An 18,386-nucleotide genomic window follows, 5' to 3' on the forward strand; every position below is an offset into this window, starting at 1 on the left:
ATCTTACATAGGGACCTTTTTTGTGTGGACATGTCATAGCCACCAAGACTAGCACATATAGTAGAAATGATATTACATCATGATAGCGACTTTATAACTAACTATTTTCATAGGAAGGAAGCGGTTTTTATACAAAAGCATTAGCGGTATGGAGCAAAATTTATAGTTAGGCTAGTCAACTAAATCACGCTTTGGAAAAGGGGAAAATTGTATTGAAGAAGAAATTATCAAGCAAGTTATTTAGTGCCTTTATGGTACTAGCTATGGCCTTAACGATGCTTAGCCCGGCTACGACTGCTTCTGCAAACTCAGTTGTAAAGCCATTCAAGCAAAACACGCCAAGCGAAAGTACGATGCAGTTAAAATCAGCTATCGCAGATCAGTTAAATCTATTAGATGGTGGGCCAAAACTACACAAAGACTTACAAGACAAATCGGGTAACCAAGATGTAGCTGTTATCATTCATTTATCCGAAAAACCAGTTGCTCTTGAAAAAGGAATAAGCGAATTAAAAGGAAAAGTATTCTCGGCTACTCAAGAAAAACAAGTGAGAACAAAAGTAAAAGCACAACAAACATTCGTAAAAAAGGAATTATCTATAAAAAATATTGCTATTAAACAAGGTTATACCTTTGATACAGTATTAAACGGTTTCGCAGCAACCGTACAAGCGAAAGACCTGCCAAAATTACTTGCTGTTCAAGGAGTAACATTAGTAGAACCTGACACAATTGTTTATGCGTCGGAGGAACCACAAAAAACGAAACCAACAAAACCTTCTACGATTATTAAAACTCCTAAAGTAGATGCAAAAATGAATACAAGTATCTCTTTCTTAGGCATTGAAAAGCTTTGGAACGAAGGAATTGAAGGACAAGGGGTAAAAGTTGCTGTACTTGATACAGGTATTGATGCGGATCATCCGGAATTCGCAGGCATTTATAAAGGCGGAAAAAACTTTATTCCAAATTCATCCACTTACACAAAAACACGCGCAGATAATGATGCTTCGGAGACATTACCTTCTGAACGTCCGGCAGGAACACCTGAATTTAATGCAACGGGAAGCTCTTTCTATACATCACATGGTACACATGTTGCCGGCACAATTGCAGCAATTGGAGCAAACGAATACGGCATTAAAGGGATTGCACCTAAAGTAGACCTATATGCTTATCGTGTGCTTGGAGCATATGGCAGTGGATCAACTTCAGGTATAGTGAAAGCAATTGATACAGCTGTAATTGAAAAAATGGATGTTATCAATCTTTCACTTGGTGGGGGAGCTAACTCTGAAACGGATGCAGGATCATTTGCTATAAATAATGCCATGATGGCTGGTACTATCGGAGTTGTCGCAACTGGTAACTCTGGTCCAAATCGTGGAACGATGGGAACTCCTGCTACAGCACGTCTAGGGATTGCAGTGGGTAATACAACAAATCCCGAAACGATGCATAACGGAGAAGTAAAAGTTTCAGTTGGAGACTATAACTTAACGAAACAACTTCAGTTAATGGGTACTACTTTTGGAAAGGATTTAGCAACACAACTTCAAGGTGAGTTTGACTTAGTGGCAATACCTGGGCTAGGGGAAGTAAAAGATTTTGAAGGAATTGATGTGAAAGGGAAAGTAGCTTTGATTGCTCGTGGTTCAATCGCATTTGTCGATAAAATTGAAAATGCGAGGGCGCAAGGAGCAGTTGCTACAATTATTCATAACTCTGCAACAGGATCGGGTGCACCAAATGCATCAGGTACATTCCTTGGAGATTCATTTGCCTTCATTCCAACAGTTGATATGTCTTATACAGATGGAGTGGGAATCCGTGCTGAATTAGCAAAAGGAACAGGTAAAGTTAGCTTTGGTAAATTTGCTTCCACGAATACTGTTGGAGATGATGTAAATGACTCCAGTTCACGTGGACCTTCTACACCAAACTTTGATATTAAACCGGATGTAAGCGCACCTGGAACAAATATTATGTCTACCATTCCAATGTACAAAACAGATTTTCCTGATGCAGTTTACGGTGAAGCATATGACCGTAAAACTGGAACTTCCATGGCAACACCACATATCGCAGGTATTGCTGCACTTGTAAAACAAGCAAATCCTGATTGGAATGCTTTCGATGTGAAAGTAGCCCTTTCCAATACGGCTAAAATCTTGAATACAACGAAGTATGATGTATTTGCTCAAGGTGCAGGCCGTGTGAATGCCTATGCAGCAGCTCATCCAGAAATTCTAGCATACGCATTAGATACGGCCGTGTTAGATGGTACTGGAGCAGTAGTAGAAAACTTAAAAGGGACAGTTACTTTCGGTCCACAATCACTAAAAGAAGGCAATATTTCCGTAACAAAAGAAATTTTAGTGAAAGATATTGCTGGTAAAGGTGGAAACTATAACGTCTCAGTAGATGTAACCAAGTCATTTGGTGATGCAAAAGTGACGATAGACAAACCGACATTCAATCTTGCTGGAGAGCAAATATTAAAAGTTACATTAACTGCTTCTAAAGCAACTGCACCAAACGGTTCTGAAATACTAGGATATATCCATATTAATGGTGGGGCTTCAGAAGTTTCCTTGCCATTTGCGGCTGACTTTGGTGGAGTGGCAGCAACTGCAATTCAAAATTACAAAATTACAGAAACAGATTTATCCTTTAATGGTGATGGTGTTAAAGATACTGCAGTCCTATCATTTACTTTAACTGGTGACGTAACTACTAACTATATTGAACTTTGGGATATTATGAATCCTGAAGGTGGCGAATATGAGGATGGCTATATTGGTTATTTACACAATACTTCAGCATTAGCAAAAGGATCTTATACCTTGAACGTTGCCGGACAGTACAAACCATGGAGTACTGCACCTGCAACAACGATTCCAGATGGTCTATACACAATTGACTTCACTGGCGTTGCAGCTTCAGGAGTTGTCCAAGACTATGTGGGACCGATTGTAGTAAAAACTACGAAACCAGTAATTACTGGATCCGTAACGGAAGGCACGGCAACTGGTCAAGTAACAGACAAATATATCGATTACAATGAAGAACTATATTTATATGGTTTAGAATACAACTTAAATGAAAAACTAAAAGCTTCGTATATTGCTACTGTAAATGGGGTAGCAAAAGCAGCTGTTGCCTTTAATTTGAACCCAGATGGTAGCTTTACATTCCCAGTAACAGCTGACACAAACTCAGTGAAAGTAATTATTAATGATGCTGCAGGTAATGTTGGCGAGGCATTAATTTACGAAAAAGCAGTGGAAGTACCAGAACCAGTTCTATCACTTTCAGTTAACCCAACAAAGCTAGACTTAACAGCTGGTGAAACGGCTCAACTTACAGTGACAGAAACATCTACGCCTGTAGAAGGGGATGCAACTACTAAAAATGTAACTTCAGACGCTAAGTATATAGTAGTAGATGAAAGTATTGCAAAAGTTGCAAATGGATTAGTAACTGCTGTTGGAAAAGGTTCTACTACAATTACAATTACACATGGTAAAAATGAAGTGACTGTAAATGTGACGGTAAAAGATCCAGTAGTTATTGTACCAGGAGTAACTTTAGAGGCAAACAAAACACAAATTGATTTGGAACCGAAAAAAGAAGCACAACTGAAAATTACAGAAGTAACAACAACAACAGATGGAAAAACTAAACGTAAAGACGTCACAAAAGCTGCAACATATAAAGTAGCGGATAATAAAGTCGCTAACGTAAAAGAAGGTTTAGTAATTGCAAAAAATGCAGGAAGCACAGCAATCACTGTTAAATACGGTAAAAACGAGCTAACTGTGAATGTGACCGTAACAGAACCAGAGGTAACTTTAACGGCAAATAAAACACAAATTGACCTACAAAAAGGAAAAGAAGCGCAACTGAAAATAACAGAAGTAACAACAACAGCAGACGGTAAAACGAAAAAGACAGACGTAACAAGTGCTGCCAAATATTCAGTAGCTGACAATAAAGTAGTTTCAGTAAAAAATGGTTTAGTTACAGCTAAAAACGCAGGAACTACAGTCATTACAGTTAAATACGGTAAAAATGAGTTAACTGTAAATGCAACAGTCACTGAACCAGGGGTGACATTAACGACAAACAAAACGCAAGTTGATTTGGAAGTTGGAAAAGAAGCCCAACTGAAGATAGTGGAAGTAACAACAACTGCAGATGGAAAAGAAAAGAAAGTAGACGTAACAAAAGCTGCAACGTATAAGGTGGCGAACAGTAAAATTGCAACTGTAAGCAATGGCTTAATAACGGCAGCAAAGGCAGGGGAAACTACTATTACCGCTAAGTATGGTAAACAGGAAGTAACTATAAATGTGATAGTTACAGAGCCGGTAGTGACTATAACGGCAAATAAAACGGAAATTAATTTAGAACCAGGAAAAGAAGCTCAATTAACCATTAAAGAAGTAATCACTTCAGCAGATGGAAAAACGAAACAAACGGACATCACAAGTCTTGCAACATATAAATCAGGAAACAATAAAGTTGCAACTGTAAATAAAGGGTTAATAACAGCAAAGGGTGTAGGAAGCACAACAATTACCGCTAAATACGGTAAAAATGAAGTTACTATAAATGTCACAGTGGCAGAACCAGAAGTGACACTTACAGTAAACAAACCAGATATTAGTTTGGAATCAGGAAAAGAATCCCAATTAAAAATCATGGAAGTAACAACAACTGTAGATGGAAAAACAAACGAACGAAACGTGACAACTGCTGCAACATATAAAGTGGCAGATAAAGCAATAGCTACTGTAACGGATGGTTTAGTGAAAGCCAAAGATGCAGGAAGCACAACGATCACTGCGAAATACGGTAAAAATGAAATAACTGTAAAAGTGACGGTAACCAAACCAGAAGTGACACTGTTTACAGACATATCACAAATCGATTTGGAACCAGGAAAAGAAGCGCAGCTGACTATTAAGGAAATCACAACAACGGCAGATGGAAAAACAACGGAAAGAAATGTAACGTCTTCTGCAAAGTACAAAATAGCAGATAATTCAGTGGCTACTGTAACGAATGGTTTAATCAGAGCAAAAAATGCAGGCGTTACAACGATCAATGTAAGCTACGGTGAAAAGAATCTAACTGTAAATGTAAATGTTGCAGCACCGGTAGTAACATTAGTTGCTGATAATACACAAATCGATTTAGAAGCTGGAAAAGAAGTCCGCATAGCAGTAAAAGAAGTAACAACAACACCAGATGGTACAACAACTGAAAGAGATGTTACCGCAGCGGCAAAATATACTCCAGGGGATAAAGCAGTAGTTTCAGTTACTAGTGGTTTAGTAAGAGCCAAAAAAGCCGGCAGTACAATAATCACCGTAAAATACGGTAAAAATGAACTAACTGTAAACGTAAATGTGACGGAAGCAGGTTTGAATTCTTTTGTACCAAGTCTTGAAAATGATCTGCCAGGTCTTGACTCCTTAAAACCAAATCTAGAAATTTCAGTACCAGATTTTGAATTCTCGATGCTCGGGGTTTGAATAATTTCAGTCCCTCGGGTTGACAATTACTATTCTTAAAGAATGACTTAAAAGAAACAGCAGAGGAGAAATCCTTTGTTGTTTCTTTTATATTCACAAATAATATGCTCTCCCTATTTTATAATTATATAATTGTATTTTTTAATACACATCACATATTACATGTAGTAATCCAGTAGGAGTGTTAATAAGAACTTATAAACTATTGTCAAAACGACGGAAAGGATTTTAATATTTTGTGTCTGGTGTAATTGTGCAAGCTTTGGCGGTAATATTTCAAAGAACTGCCCGTTCTTTAGGATGAAACGTCAAGTTTACCTTAATATTACTTCTTAAAGGTTCATTGGTGTCCAAGTGATAAGTTGACTATTCTAAGGATACCTAGGAATAAACGAATCGTGCATGGCTCAAAAGGAATATAGCATTGACGCATTTTGAAGATGTATTGAAGCAGTTTGAACCGATGATTTCTGCCTGTATACGGAAACTAAGCATTTACAAAAATCATGAGCTATACAGACAGGCTGGTCGAATTGCATTATGGAAGTCATGGGTTAAATTTGACGAGGAGAAAGGAGATTTTGCACCTTATGCATATCGATCCATATATGGGGGGATGCTAGACGAATTAAAAAGAGAAAAACGATTAGAGGAACAGGTTGATCCAGTGGAGGATGAGAAGTTAGCATTTTTACTGGAACAATCCCTTGTGACAAGCATATTTCATGAGGGTTTAGAAATAGTGATTGAATCATTACACTCAAACGATCGAGAGTTGTTAATGTGGATTTTTGTGGAAGGGATTTCATTGCAGCAAGCGGCAACGAGGGTTGGTATAACAATCCCAGGTATCAAAAAACGACGAGAAAGATTGCTAGCAAAGATAAGAGAACGAATAGAACAGTAAGATTTCCAAAAGGATTTAAACCGAGAAAGTGATGGTGATCACTTCTCGGTACATTTTCAGTTATTATCTACTAACGGTAAAGGAAATATATTTCGAACATAGGACTAAACTCTAAATATGATTGTTTAGAAAGAGGTAAATAAGGATTATTTTTATAATATTGTATATATTTAGTATATTTAGACTAGTAAGTGATATGATGATTTGATAGGATAGACATATGGGGAGGGGACGAAAAAGGGGGAAGTGTAGTGAAGGATAACAAAAATAATTCTAATTTCATTGATAAAGAAACATTATTGCTTGAGTCCATTTTTATAGACAAGGTAAAGACTCGAATTGTGACGACCCATGGAACTTATTACTCAGAAGAAAGTATACTAAAGTTACTTGAAGACGCATGCAATCGATTTGGATCCACTATGCAAGGACGTTTACAAGCCATAAAAAAAATAATGGATTATTCAGTAAAAACTCCACTGCTAATAGAACCAAATGGTTTAGGCGCATTTCCAACTAAGTCTTATAGGCATGTAGAATGTGTTTGGATATTCAATCATCCTTTTTATGTAGATGAGCTGGTTAAGGGAAAGTCAGTTATCCATTTTATGAATGGAATCTCTATTCCTGTGAATACTTCGAAGAATGTAATACTAAAACAACATCAGAGACTCCACACCTCGTTAAATATATATAGTATAAATCATCGAAAAAAGTAGGGTACATAGAAACGGTGGGTAAAAGTTTCTATTGTTTATGTGACTTAAAGCTATGTATTTGGCATTAAAGTGTACTAAAAATTGTCTCCCTCACTTGTATTATGTAACGCTCACCTCTTAAGTTGGTGAGCGTTTATTATTAGTTAAACAATCTAATTTAACAAGTGCAACTAATACCATTACAATTAGTTGTGTTTGTTATCGCTATTTGTAACAATCTTAAAATAAATGGTTCATATTATTAAAATACTCCCCTACCTTAGAACTTCCAACAATGGTAACGAAAAGCAACAATAAAATAGTGAAAGTCGCAATATACAAAATAAATCCGTAGAGTGGATCAACGGCGGAATTACTTTTTGTAAGTAAAAAACTAATTACGTAAAGTGGCAGTATAAAAATACAAAAAACTAAGCTTATAGTTAAAAGTGCATTCCCGTAAGAAAATGATTCTACAAGCATTAGAAGAATGGAGGTAGTTACTAAAATAATAGGTGCAGATAATTGCCCACCATAAAAACTGATAATGGTTCTAAATGAATGCTGGGGACCAAAAAAATTACTTATAAGAAAAGAAGCAAATATAACGAGTCCAATTATAAAGAATGTAAGTAAAAAAGTTTCTATTAAAAAGGATAAAAAACTGGGTGAATTGCTCCCATATAAATCATTAGTAAATAAAAATAGTGATGCTGTAACAAGTGCAGTAAATATAATTATACTAACAAGACTACTACTAAACCTACCTTCTCCATGATTGTATGCTTGAGAAGGTTTTTTTAATTGTTGTATAAAGTAAGAGCTATATATTTTAGTTTTTCTTTTAATATTTTCTACATGGACGTTTGGTTTCACTGATTGTGTTCTAGAAGCAACACTTTCAGTATTTAACGCGAGTTCTTCAAATTTAGTTCCACATAAACTACAAAAATCCCCCGCAAATTGTATATGCCCACAGTTAAGACAATTCAGTGGTTTTCCTCCTTACTTCTTTATTTCTAGCAGGTTCTTTCACTACTCTGATTATATGAATCTAATAAATATATTATTCGTAACAATTCTCTTGAACAGTACTACTTGTTTTATTCTCTTCACTATATTCATAAATTAGAACTGTATTAAATAGGATAAGCGAACAGCCAATTTATATAAGGGGGGAACTTATGAAAAAGAATAAAGTAAAAAAGTCTGTGGTAGCTTCAGTTCTTGCTATATCGTTACTAACTTCTACTAGTGCTAGTTTTGCTAATAATTCTTTGCAAGACATAGTTGATCAGTCTAGGAAAGATATGAAGGAAGCATCTTATGCTTATGTCGTACCATCCCAAAATGGAAGACTTGCTACAAGTATAGAATTGTATCCTGCTTTAAATCTAGCTAAAATAAACTATCAAAAAGCAAGAAATGCTCTTGTAAAATCAGATGCTAAAAATAGGGAGACGTTACTCAAAGAATTAGATGATTTGTACAATGAACGGATTATAAAAGGATTAGTGCCATATATAGACGCTTATAATTATGCGGACAAGTATTTAACACCAATTTTGGAAGATATAAAGAAGGCTGAGACGGACAAGGATTGGGTCAAAATTGAAAAGCTGTACCACCAATTATCGGTCCAATTAAAGAGTAGAACGGCCCTTCTATATCGTTTTACTGGTAAAGCTACTAGGGATCTATTGTTAAAGCAGTACAAGGATCCCGCTAACCTAAAGCGTGATCAATTAATGGTACCGGTAACTGTTTATATGAAGGTGAGAGAAGTGGACGCTCTATTAAAAGCGGGGAAAATAGAAGATGCGAGAAAAGTACTACAATCTATTCAATCGTTACTTTATAGATTGCCAACTACGGATAATATGCCGATGATTAAAGAACTGTTAGCGCAAATAGAAGAAGTAAGAAAAAAAGCTGGCATTATCATTATTACACCTCCACCAACAACAACTCCCCCTACAACAGGAGGTGGAAGTGGTGGTGGAGGAACTCCAGCCACAAACTTCAATTTATCAATCATGCATACAAATGACACACATGCACAATTAGATAATGTGGCTCAGCGGGTTACAGCTGTGAAAGAATATCGCAAAGCGAAGCCATCCGCATTATTAATTGATGCTGGAGATGTATTCTCAGGAACATTGTATTTCAATGAATTCAAGGGACAAGCAGATGTAGAATTCATGAATTTGATGAAATATGATCTGATGACTTTTGGTAATCACGAGTTTGATCTGGGCTCCGGTGCTGAGGGACATAAGGCATTAGCAGACTTTGTGAAGAAAGCTAACTTTCCCCTTGTAAGTGCGAACGCTGATTTTTCCGAGGATGATCATTTAAAAGGATTATTTAATGTAAAAGTATCAAGTAGTCCGAAAAACAGTCAAATTTATAGTGGCATTATTAAAGTTGTAAATGGCCAAAAAGTTGGGCTGTTTGGATTAACGACTGCAGAAACAAAGGATATTTCAAGCCCAGAGAAAGTGAAATTTACTGATTATGTGAAAGCAGCTCAAACAATGGTAGACGAGTTCGAAAAGCAAGGAGTAAATAAAGTAATTGCTGTGACACATCTTGGTTATGATGATAATCCTAATTATGACAACGATTTGCAGTTAGCTGCGAAAGTAACCGGCATTGATGTAATTGTTGGTGGTCACAGTCATACCAAATTAGATAAACCAGTTGTAGTAAACAAAGATTTAATAGGAAAAGCTAAAGATCCGACGGTTATTGTTCAAGCTTATCAGTATAGTGAGTTTTTAGGTACATTAGACGTCGAATTCGATAAAAACGGAAAAGTAGTTAAACACGCTGGAGAATTGATAAGTGTTAATGCGAAAGTTGCAGATGCTGAAGCAAAAGAGCTGCTATTAAAATATTCCTCTAAAATTGATGAATTGAAAAATGAACCTACTGGAGCGAATGCTGAAAGTGCCTTAGATAATCCACGATCAAGTAGCAATGGTAATAGTGTTCGAAGCAATGAAACTCCGCTTGGGAATCTGATTACGGATGGCATGCTGGTTAAAGCGAGAGAGTATAACAAAGATGTTATTATGGCTTTCCAAAATGGTGGAGGAATCAGAGCTGCGATTAATAAAGGACCAATTACAGTTGGTGAAGTAATCAGCGTTTTGCCATTTGGGAATACGTTAGCAACAATGAAACTTACTGGGGCAGAGATAAAAGCAACATTTGAAATTAGCTTTAAAGAATATCCAAAAGAAAATGGAGGATTTCTACATGTGTCGGGAGCTAAAGTTCAATATGATTCTTCTAAACCAGTTGGACAACGGGTAGTTTCAGTTCTTTATAAAAATGCAGAAAATAATTATATAGAAATGAAAGATAATGAAACTTACACAATAGCAACAAATGCTTTCACCGCTAAAGGCGGAGATAGTTATACTGTATTGGCTAAGGCATATGGAGAAGGTAGGATGACAGATTTAGGTCTCTCGGACTGGGAAAACTTACGTGAACATATTGCAGGTTTAGTAAATGTTAATCCAAAAGTTGAAGGAAGAATAGTAGATTTAGCAAAGCAAGATCCTGATATTGAATTCCCTGGTGGAGCGGTTGATGCAAAAACTTTTTCCGGCACACCTGATGCCTTAAAAGTATACAATGGCGACGTGACAGTTGCTCTTACAGATATTGCATTCCTTGGAAATGCCATTATTAAAGGGAATTTAATCATTACAGGTACTCCTTCTAGTAATATGACACTTTCTAATATTACGGTTAAAGGAAACTTCAACCTTTCAGGGCTTAATGGAGAAAACTTTGACCTCGACGGTATTATTGTGGATGGAGAAACTATTCTTTAATACCAATCACAAAGCCTTTTATTAGTTAATGGAAGCCTTTGTGACTAATCAGCATATTAACTTCACTAAAAAACCCTATCTAAAAGGAGAATTGTATAGATGAGTAAAAGGAATTGGAAGAGGCCCATAAATGCTTTTTTATCAGCAAGTTTAATAGCCGGTCTAGTAATTCCAGCGTTACCTTCGAAAGTTATAGCCGCTACGAATGCAACTGACTTGATCATTTCGGAGTATATTGAAGGCGCCAGCTTTAATAAGGGCATTGAACTTTACAACGGAACTGGAGCAGCTGTTGATTTAAGTGCGTATTCACTTGAACTTCATACAAATGGAGCAGCTACTGCGGCTAATAAAGTCTCATTAACAGGTACGTTAGCTAATAACGATACGTATGTTTTATATCACAATGATGCAAATGGTGATATAAAAAGTAAGGGCGACCTAGAAAACAATACTGTCATTAACTTCAATGGAAATGATCCTATAGTTTTGAAAAACTCAGGTGCAATCATTGATTCTATTGGACAAATTGGGCCATCTGCAGACTTTGCTAAAGATGTAACACTTGTCCGAAACAGTAATATTGTTGCTGGAGATACAATTATCGATGACGCTTTCAATGCAGCAGAATGGAGCAAGCTACCGACTAATGATTCGTCTAACCTAGGCTCCCACAAAATGGATATTGGTGACACAGATCCTGGAGAAACTCAAGTAGAGGCTGTAACAGTTTCGATACCCTCATCGACTGTTCCCCTAGGCACGGAAATTAGATTATTAACAAACACGGAAGATGCTTCTATTTTTTATACCACAGATGGAACGGATCCAACTAATTCAAGTACTAAATTTGAAGCCCCAATTGTTATTGACAAAGATATGACGATTAAAGCAATTGCGGCGAAAGATGGTCTTGAGAATAGCCCAATTTCTTCATTCACTTACACTGTTATAAGTGAAAGTGGGGCGTTGTCCATTGCAGAAGCACGCAAAACAGCTGTTGGTCAAACCGTAACAGTGAAAGCTATAGTAGCTGCAAACTTGAAAAACACTGTTTCTGTTCAAGATGCAACAGGCGGTATTGCCATACGCCCTTCAAGTCTGCCTGTTACTGTAGGAGATGAAGTAACACTTACTGGAAAATTAGCTGATTTCAAAGGACTTCTTCAATTAGACAATGCAACGATAGTTAGCAAAACAGAAAACGTGGGTGCTCCAACTCCTAAAATTGTCACAGGAGCAGAAGTGAGTGAAAACAATGAATCACTTCTTGTACAAGCAAAACAAATTACTATAACTGCAGTAAATGCATTAAACTACACTGCAACAGACGGAAAAACAGAATTTATTGTCCGTGATGAAAATAGCTCATTAGGTTTAGTTGTAGGAAAAACGTATGAATCTATTTCTGGTATTGTTCAACAGTTTGATGCAGATTATCAAATGATTCCCCGCTCAGTTCAAGATATTGTAGAGGACAGTTCGACTCTTCAACCTGTTACTGCAAATCCAAGTAGTGGAACATTCGTTGGATCTACTCATGTAACCTTGTCTACAACGGCAGCAAATGCTGAAATCTTTTACACTTTAGACGGCACTGAGCCAACTATCGAAAGTACAAAATACTCAACACCAATCGAGATTAAAGCTGATACTCTACTTAAGGCCGTAGCTAGTACTCCAGAAGCTAATTCAGAAGTGAAGACATTTGAATATAAAATTACGGATAGTCTTCAAATCCATGATATCCAAGGAGCAGGACACTACACTATTTTTGACAATCAAATAGTAGAGGGCATCCAAGGGGTAGTTACTTACTCGTTCTTGTTAAATGGTGCAACCTACTATCATATCCAAACACCAGACGAGTTTGCGGATACAAACCCACATACTTCTGAAGCCATTGTCCTTTACAGCGGAACAAAAACGTGGCCGATTAAAGTAGGAGATTTAGTATCTGTCAATGGGAAAGTAAGTGAATTTGCATATGATGGGTACGATGATCGTCAAACAACAGACTTGAAAACTACGCAAATTAATGTTCGAAATGACCAAGGTGGAAAAGTGGAAGTCATTAAAAGTGGCGTAGCTTTACCAGCTCCAATCATAATCGATGAAACTAAAATGACTCTAGCTAAAATTGATAGTGACAATCTTACCGTTTTCAATCCAACAGTGGATGCAATCGATTTCTGGGAAAGTATGGAGGGAATGCGCGTACAAGTTGGAAATGTGAAAGCAGTAGCGCCTCAAGAACATGGAGACTTGATTACCGTTTTGGAAAATGCTCCTACTAACTCTCTTCATGGCGGAGTTTTATATGAAAAAGACAATCAAAATCCGAACCGCATACAATTCCGTTTAGAACCAAATGGACCTGGTCGTGATTTCGAAGTAGCAACTGGAGACAGATTTAATGGGCCAATTAATGGGGTGGTAGGCTATTCATATCAAAACTTTAAGATCTATGTCTCTTTAAATGAAATGAAAGCGGCCCATTCAAAAGGGACTGCAACACCAGAAAGAACAACAATTGTGAAAGCAGAAGATAAGCTAACAATTGCGTCTTATAACTTAGAAAACTTCTCGAATAACAAAACATCTACTCCAGACGACAAAGCGCGTAAATTAGCAAGAGCAATTGCTACGGATATGCAGAGTCCTGATATTGTTGGTGTAACTGAAGTACAAGATAATAACGGAGAAAGCAGTGGAGACTCAAAGGCAGATCAAAGCTATACAAGACTTATTACAGCGATTAAAACAGCTGGAGGAGCAGACTACAAATATGTGAATATTGACCCTGTAAACAACTCAGATGGAGGTGCACCAAATGCAAATATTCGGGTTGGATTCCTATACAATCCGGAACGAGTGAAATTGACAGAAGGTATTTCACCAGGAAGTGCGACAACGGCGGTTGGTTACAAAGATGGCAAACTAACACTTAACCCTGGTCGTATCGATCCATCGAATACCGCATTTAATAGCAGCCGTAAACCATTAGCAGCTCAATTTGATTTTAAAGGTGAGAGCGTCATCGTTATTGCGAATCACTGGAATTCAAAAAGTGGGGATACACCACTATTTGGATCCATTCAACCACCGAAATACGACAGTGAAGGCCAACGTAAACAAATTGCAAAAATCGTTTCTGACTTTGTTGTAGATATTAAAACGAAAAACCCAGCAGCGAATGTTGTATCACTAGGTGACTTTAATGATTATCAATTTGCCGATGCCCTTTTAATTCACGAGGATGAACATATGACAAATATGATCAACAAAGTGGAAACGCCAGATCGATACACATACCTATACCAAGGCAACTCACAAGTACTAGATCATATTTTAGTAACGAAAAATTTAGAAAATAAAACGAAAATCGACATTCTTCATATTAATGCAGATTTCACTGATATGGCAGGACGTGCAAGTGACCACGATCCAGTAATGGTCCAAATTGATCTATTAGAAGAAGATGGTGTTATTCCGATTACAGCTGAAAAAACATATGACATCAAAAATCTTCAAACGAAGAAACTAACTATTAGTAAGCCTAGCGTTTCTATCACACTTGATGATGCATCCGAAATCATGGAAGGCGTTCTGATCATGAGTGATTATGCAGAATTCCATGGAGCCGGCTTTGCAGAGCAGACGGTAACGATTAAGCCAGAGAATGCTGGCGCAATAATGGATTTCAAAGGTACCATTGTCAAAAAAGTAATTATTGATAGCACGAACGTAAAAGAAATAAGAGGCGCTGAAAATATTCAAGAATTTGAATTTATTAACGGAGCAGATAGTAAGAATATTAAATTCACAAATTCAAAAGGGGAACCCATTGTGGTTCCTTCTTTGCCTGGTGAGAACCAAGCTCCAGTAGTAAAGGGAAGTATTCCGAGTCAAATAGTTAAAATTGGAGAGTCTATTTCTATATTATTAACCGACTACTTCGTCGACCCACAAAACCAAGTATTAACATTTTCTTCCACATTAGGAGCGGTTGAAGGGGCTACGTTAAAACTAACACTTGCAGAAGGAAGCTATATCGTAGGAGTTACCGCTACTGATGGTGAAAAAAGTGTGACCTCAAACTTTAGTGTACTTGTAACTGCAGCTAACTCACCTGCCGATGACTATTATAAAGATGCCATTGGTAAAGAAGGTCAAGCGTTAAAAAATGCCCTACATGAAATAATTGACGACCATACTCAACTTTCTTACGACCAGGTATGGCTGGCGTTACGTGAAACTGATGAGGACCCGAGCAACAAAAACAATGTCATATTGTTTTACTCTGGAGTATCACGTTCTAAAACTGCGAATGGCGGAAACGTGGGACAGTGGAATCGAGAGCATACCTGGGCTAAATCACATGGAAACTTCGGGACAAGTAAAGGACCAGGGACGGATGTTCACCATCTTAGACCTACAGACGTACAAGTGAATAGCTCTAGAGGTAACTTAGATTTTGATAACGGTGGCGATTTCATAAAAAACTGTGATGAATGTAAACGGGCTTCTAACTCTTTTGAACCACCAAACCGAGTCAAAGGCGATGTAGCTCGAATCCTCTTTTACATGGCGACACGCTACGAACAAGGAGATAAAGTTGATTTAGAGCTAAACGAAAAGCTCGGGAATGGAAGCGCACCATATCATGGAAAGCTATCGACACTACTAAAATGGCACGAGCAAGATCCAGTAGACGAATTTGAAAGCAATCGCAATGACATTATTCAAAAATGGCAAGGAAATCGTAATCCATTCATCGACCATCCGGAGTGGGTGAATCTAATTTGGCAACAAGTAGGATCCACTGAAACTCAAAAAGCTTCATAATTCATGTCCCTTTGTGCCACACAACTCAAAACACCTTCGAATGAAGTACATTTGAGATGTACCTCTATCGAAGGTGTTTTTTATGCCTGTGGAGCAGCAATTTAAATCTTATTTAACTGGAATTTCCTGAATATAATCCCGGTGTATATAAAGCTCTTCGTAATCTTTTGAGTCTGAAAGAACTTTGATCCAATCAGATTCGGGTAAGTTATCATCTAAAATAGTGATTGGCATTCCAGTGTTCGTATATCTATACGCTGCTGTATAATTTGTTCCAGGACCTGTTCGAACATTTAATCCTGAAGTATTCGTTATACCAAGCTTGTATTTTGAAATAGAATCTTTCCCACCCATCATTTTATCGATACGATACATATGTCCAGCTGCTTTGGCACCCCAGTATGGGTCTGAAGCATATTTCATATTAATACCGATTGATTTGTTTCCAAAAACCGCACCATTTGCATAGCCGGCATTAGGGGGTAGGTAGTTTTTATTTAAAAAGGAATTAATTAACTCATTAATATTTTGCTCGACTGTCAGGAAGTTCATAGCTAATGGATTGTTATCCGACACATAAAGTCCAAATAAGTTATTATATTGCTGAGCTCTAGAACTTAATCCATAAGCACTTTCATGCTGTGCAATTGCTAATATAAATAATGCGTTGATATGCTGTGTTTCTTCTATTTGTTTAAGGTAAGTACCAAGTCCTATAAGTTTACTTTTTTGAGAGGCTAGTTGGTATTGTATATTAGTTGGAAAGTCCATCTCTAGCTTTTGAAGCATTGATAAAATATATGCATCAATTTCTTCTGCAGTATAGTTCGTTTTACTTCGAGCAGATAAGTATTCAAAATAAGGATAGCTTATTCCTAATTCTTGTCCAGATGTGTTAGTAAAATGAGAACCATCTACACTATAATATTTCTGACCAGAAGTCATAAAAGAAGGTGCTACTCCAATTTGGTAGGAAGAATAGGTTTTACTGCTAGTCGAATATATTGAATGTACGAGTTCTCCATTTGAAACGGAATAATAAGATTTACCGGCTAAAGCATTCTTAGGTATTAAATTACTATTCTCTTGGCTTATAAACATATTTTTTCCTGCAACGTTAACCTCGACATATGAATCAGTGGAGTCTACATAAAGCAGTTCCGTATTAGAAATTACATAAGTAACAGGTTTTGTAAGGAGCTTATCTGAATAAATATTTGTTAACACGCTGGAGGAGGTAGCTTTTGTAACGACCATACCACTAGGCATTTTAATAAGTGTACCCTTGTACTGAATACCTTGGTTTGTTTTCATATTAGTTAAAGCATTTTCAAAGGAATCATACGATTTTACAAGGCTAGTTGAACCATTAGAAGCGATATTCACAATATCGTATACACCAGGTGCTTCTATCGTAAATTTCTTTTGAATATTTTTAGAAAGAGGTTTTCCAAGATCATCTATAATGCTATTTGTTATATAAAGTGTATAGGTTTCTGAAGGTGTATAACCCTCTATCGGAGCTGTAATAATTACACTTTTTCGATCGGATGAGACAGTGATTGCTCCGTGTTTCTTTTCTCCAAATTGATCTAAAACGTAAACAGTGGATGCATGGATACTAGAAGGATTAACTTCCTTATTAAAAGTTATAGTCCATGTTTTATTCGGATTTACATTATGGGCATCATCCATTAGTGCAGCACCAGCTAGTGTTGGGAAAACGAACATAAGGCATAATGCTGCCAAGCCTATTATCATATATTTACTTAAAAATTTTCTTTTTAACAATTAATCTTCCTCCTTATATTTGTACCCTATAATATTATCATTTAAAAGACTATAGTTCTATGTAATTAATGAGTTTAAAGAAAATAGTAGTATCTAAACTATATAAAATTCATCATATCTATTACAATAGTAATTAAATCTAAATATAAATATTGGAGGAAAGAGAATGGTTATGAAAATTGTTAAAAAGGGATTGGCGCTATTAATGGTCTTTGGTTTATTTATTGCAATTCCTACAGAAACAGAGGCAGCAACGAAAGTAATGTGGGGGAAAACAGAACTAAAGCTTGGGCAAATTGGTAAAGTCACTATACTAGCAGATACACCCCTAGTGAAAATGAACAGCAATGGTACATTGTCGACTGTACGTATGCTGAAAAAAGGTGATGAATACCGGGTATACAGCTACAAAGGACAACACAACGGATTATACGGTGTCGGCGGAAGTAGTTTCGTTCAAAAAAACACTGCAAAAGCAAAATATGAAACGCCTTCAAAGAAAAAGTTAGCACTTGTAACTCCTAAACCTATCATTACAACTCCTGTGGATCCACCTGCATTAGAAGTAATAGACATTCAATAGATTGATTATTAATCACAATACAAAAAATCCTATCATCGAATGTTGATGATAGGATTTTATTTGACACCAACTACTCCAATTGAAAATGGACTAGAAACTAGTAGATATATTTTGTTTAATATTTTAAATATTGTTGTTCTATGCCTGTAGTAAAATTTAGGT

At 36.7% G+C, this 18,386-nt stretch carries 8 protein-coding genes; 6 read left to right on the forward strand and 2 right to left on the reverse strand.

The window, feature by feature from the left end:
• Window positions 1-212: 212 nt before the first annotated feature.
• The 3 genes from MKX53_RS03595 to MKX53_RS03605 all read left to right on the forward strand — a co-directional run bounded on the left by MKX53_RS03595 (window position 213) and on the right by MKX53_RS03605 (window position 7,169).
• A complete protein-coding gene (locus MKX53_RS03595; protein ID WP_340909146.1) occupies window positions 213-5,543 on the forward strand; it encodes a S8 family serine peptidase in 5,331 nt (1,776 codons plus the stop codon).
• A gap of 424 nt (window positions 5,544-5,967) precedes the next feature.
• Window positions 5,968-6,450, forward strand: coding sequence for a sigma-70 family RNA polymerase sigma factor (locus MKX53_RS03600; protein WP_340909148.1), 483 nt, complete (start codon window positions 5,968-5,970; stop codon window positions 6,448-6,450).
• A 251-nt stretch (window positions 6,451-6,701) separates the two neighbouring features.
• On the forward strand, window positions 6,702-7,169 hold the full coding sequence (locus MKX53_RS03605) for a competence protein ComK (protein ID WP_340909149.1): 468 nt from the start codon (window positions 6,702-6,704) through the stop codon (window positions 7,167-7,169).
• A 219-nt stretch (window positions 7,170-7,388) separates the two neighbouring features.
• Here the strand turns inward: MKX53_RS03605 and MKX53_RS03610 are convergent, their stop codons facing one another.
• Window positions 7,389-8,024: a hypothetical protein gene (locus MKX53_RS03610; RefSeq protein ID WP_340909151.1), complete on the reverse strand. Its 636-nt coding sequence runs from the start codon at window positions 8,022-8,024 to the stop codon at window positions 7,389-7,391.
• Between the two features lie 308 nt (window positions 8,025-8,332).
• Between MKX53_RS03610 and MKX53_RS03615 the strand changes: the two genes are divergently transcribed.
• Window positions 8,333-11,002 (forward strand): 5'-nucleotidase C-terminal domain-containing protein, encoded by a 2,670-nt coding sequence (locus tag MKX53_RS03615; protein ID WP_340909154.1) that lies wholly within the window; start codon window positions 8,333-8,335, stop codon window positions 11,000-11,002.
• A gap of 99 nt (window positions 11,003-11,101) precedes the next feature.
• Window positions 11,102-15,850 (forward strand): endonuclease, encoded by a 4,749-nt coding sequence (locus MKX53_RS03620; RefSeq protein ID WP_340909157.1) that lies wholly within the window; start codon window positions 11,102-11,104, stop codon window positions 15,848-15,850.
• 108 nt (window positions 15,851-15,958) lie between these two features.
• Here the strand turns inward: MKX53_RS03620 and MKX53_RS03625 are convergent, their stop codons facing one another.
• Window positions 15,959-17,641: an Ig-like domain-containing protein gene (locus tag MKX53_RS03625; protein WP_340909159.1), complete on the reverse strand. Its 1,683-nt coding sequence runs from the start codon at window positions 17,639-17,641 to the stop codon at window positions 15,959-15,961.
• Between the two features lie 166 nt (window positions 17,642-17,807).
• On the opposite strand from MKX53_RS03625, the gene MKX53_RS03630 reads away from it, so the two are divergent.
• The gene (locus tag MKX53_RS03630) at window positions 17,808-18,224 is read left to right on the forward strand and encodes a hypothetical protein (protein ID WP_340909160.1); all 417 of its coding nucleotides are present in this window, start codon (window positions 17,808-17,810) and stop codon (window positions 18,222-18,224) included.
• The last annotated feature ends 162 nt before the right edge of the window (window positions 18,225-18,386 follow it).

Source organism: Psychrobacillus sp. FSL K6-4615, from assembly GCF_038008225.1.
Lineage (GTDB): Bacteria > Bacillota > Bacilli > Bacillales_A > Planococcaceae > Psychrobacillus > Psychrobacillus psychrotolerans.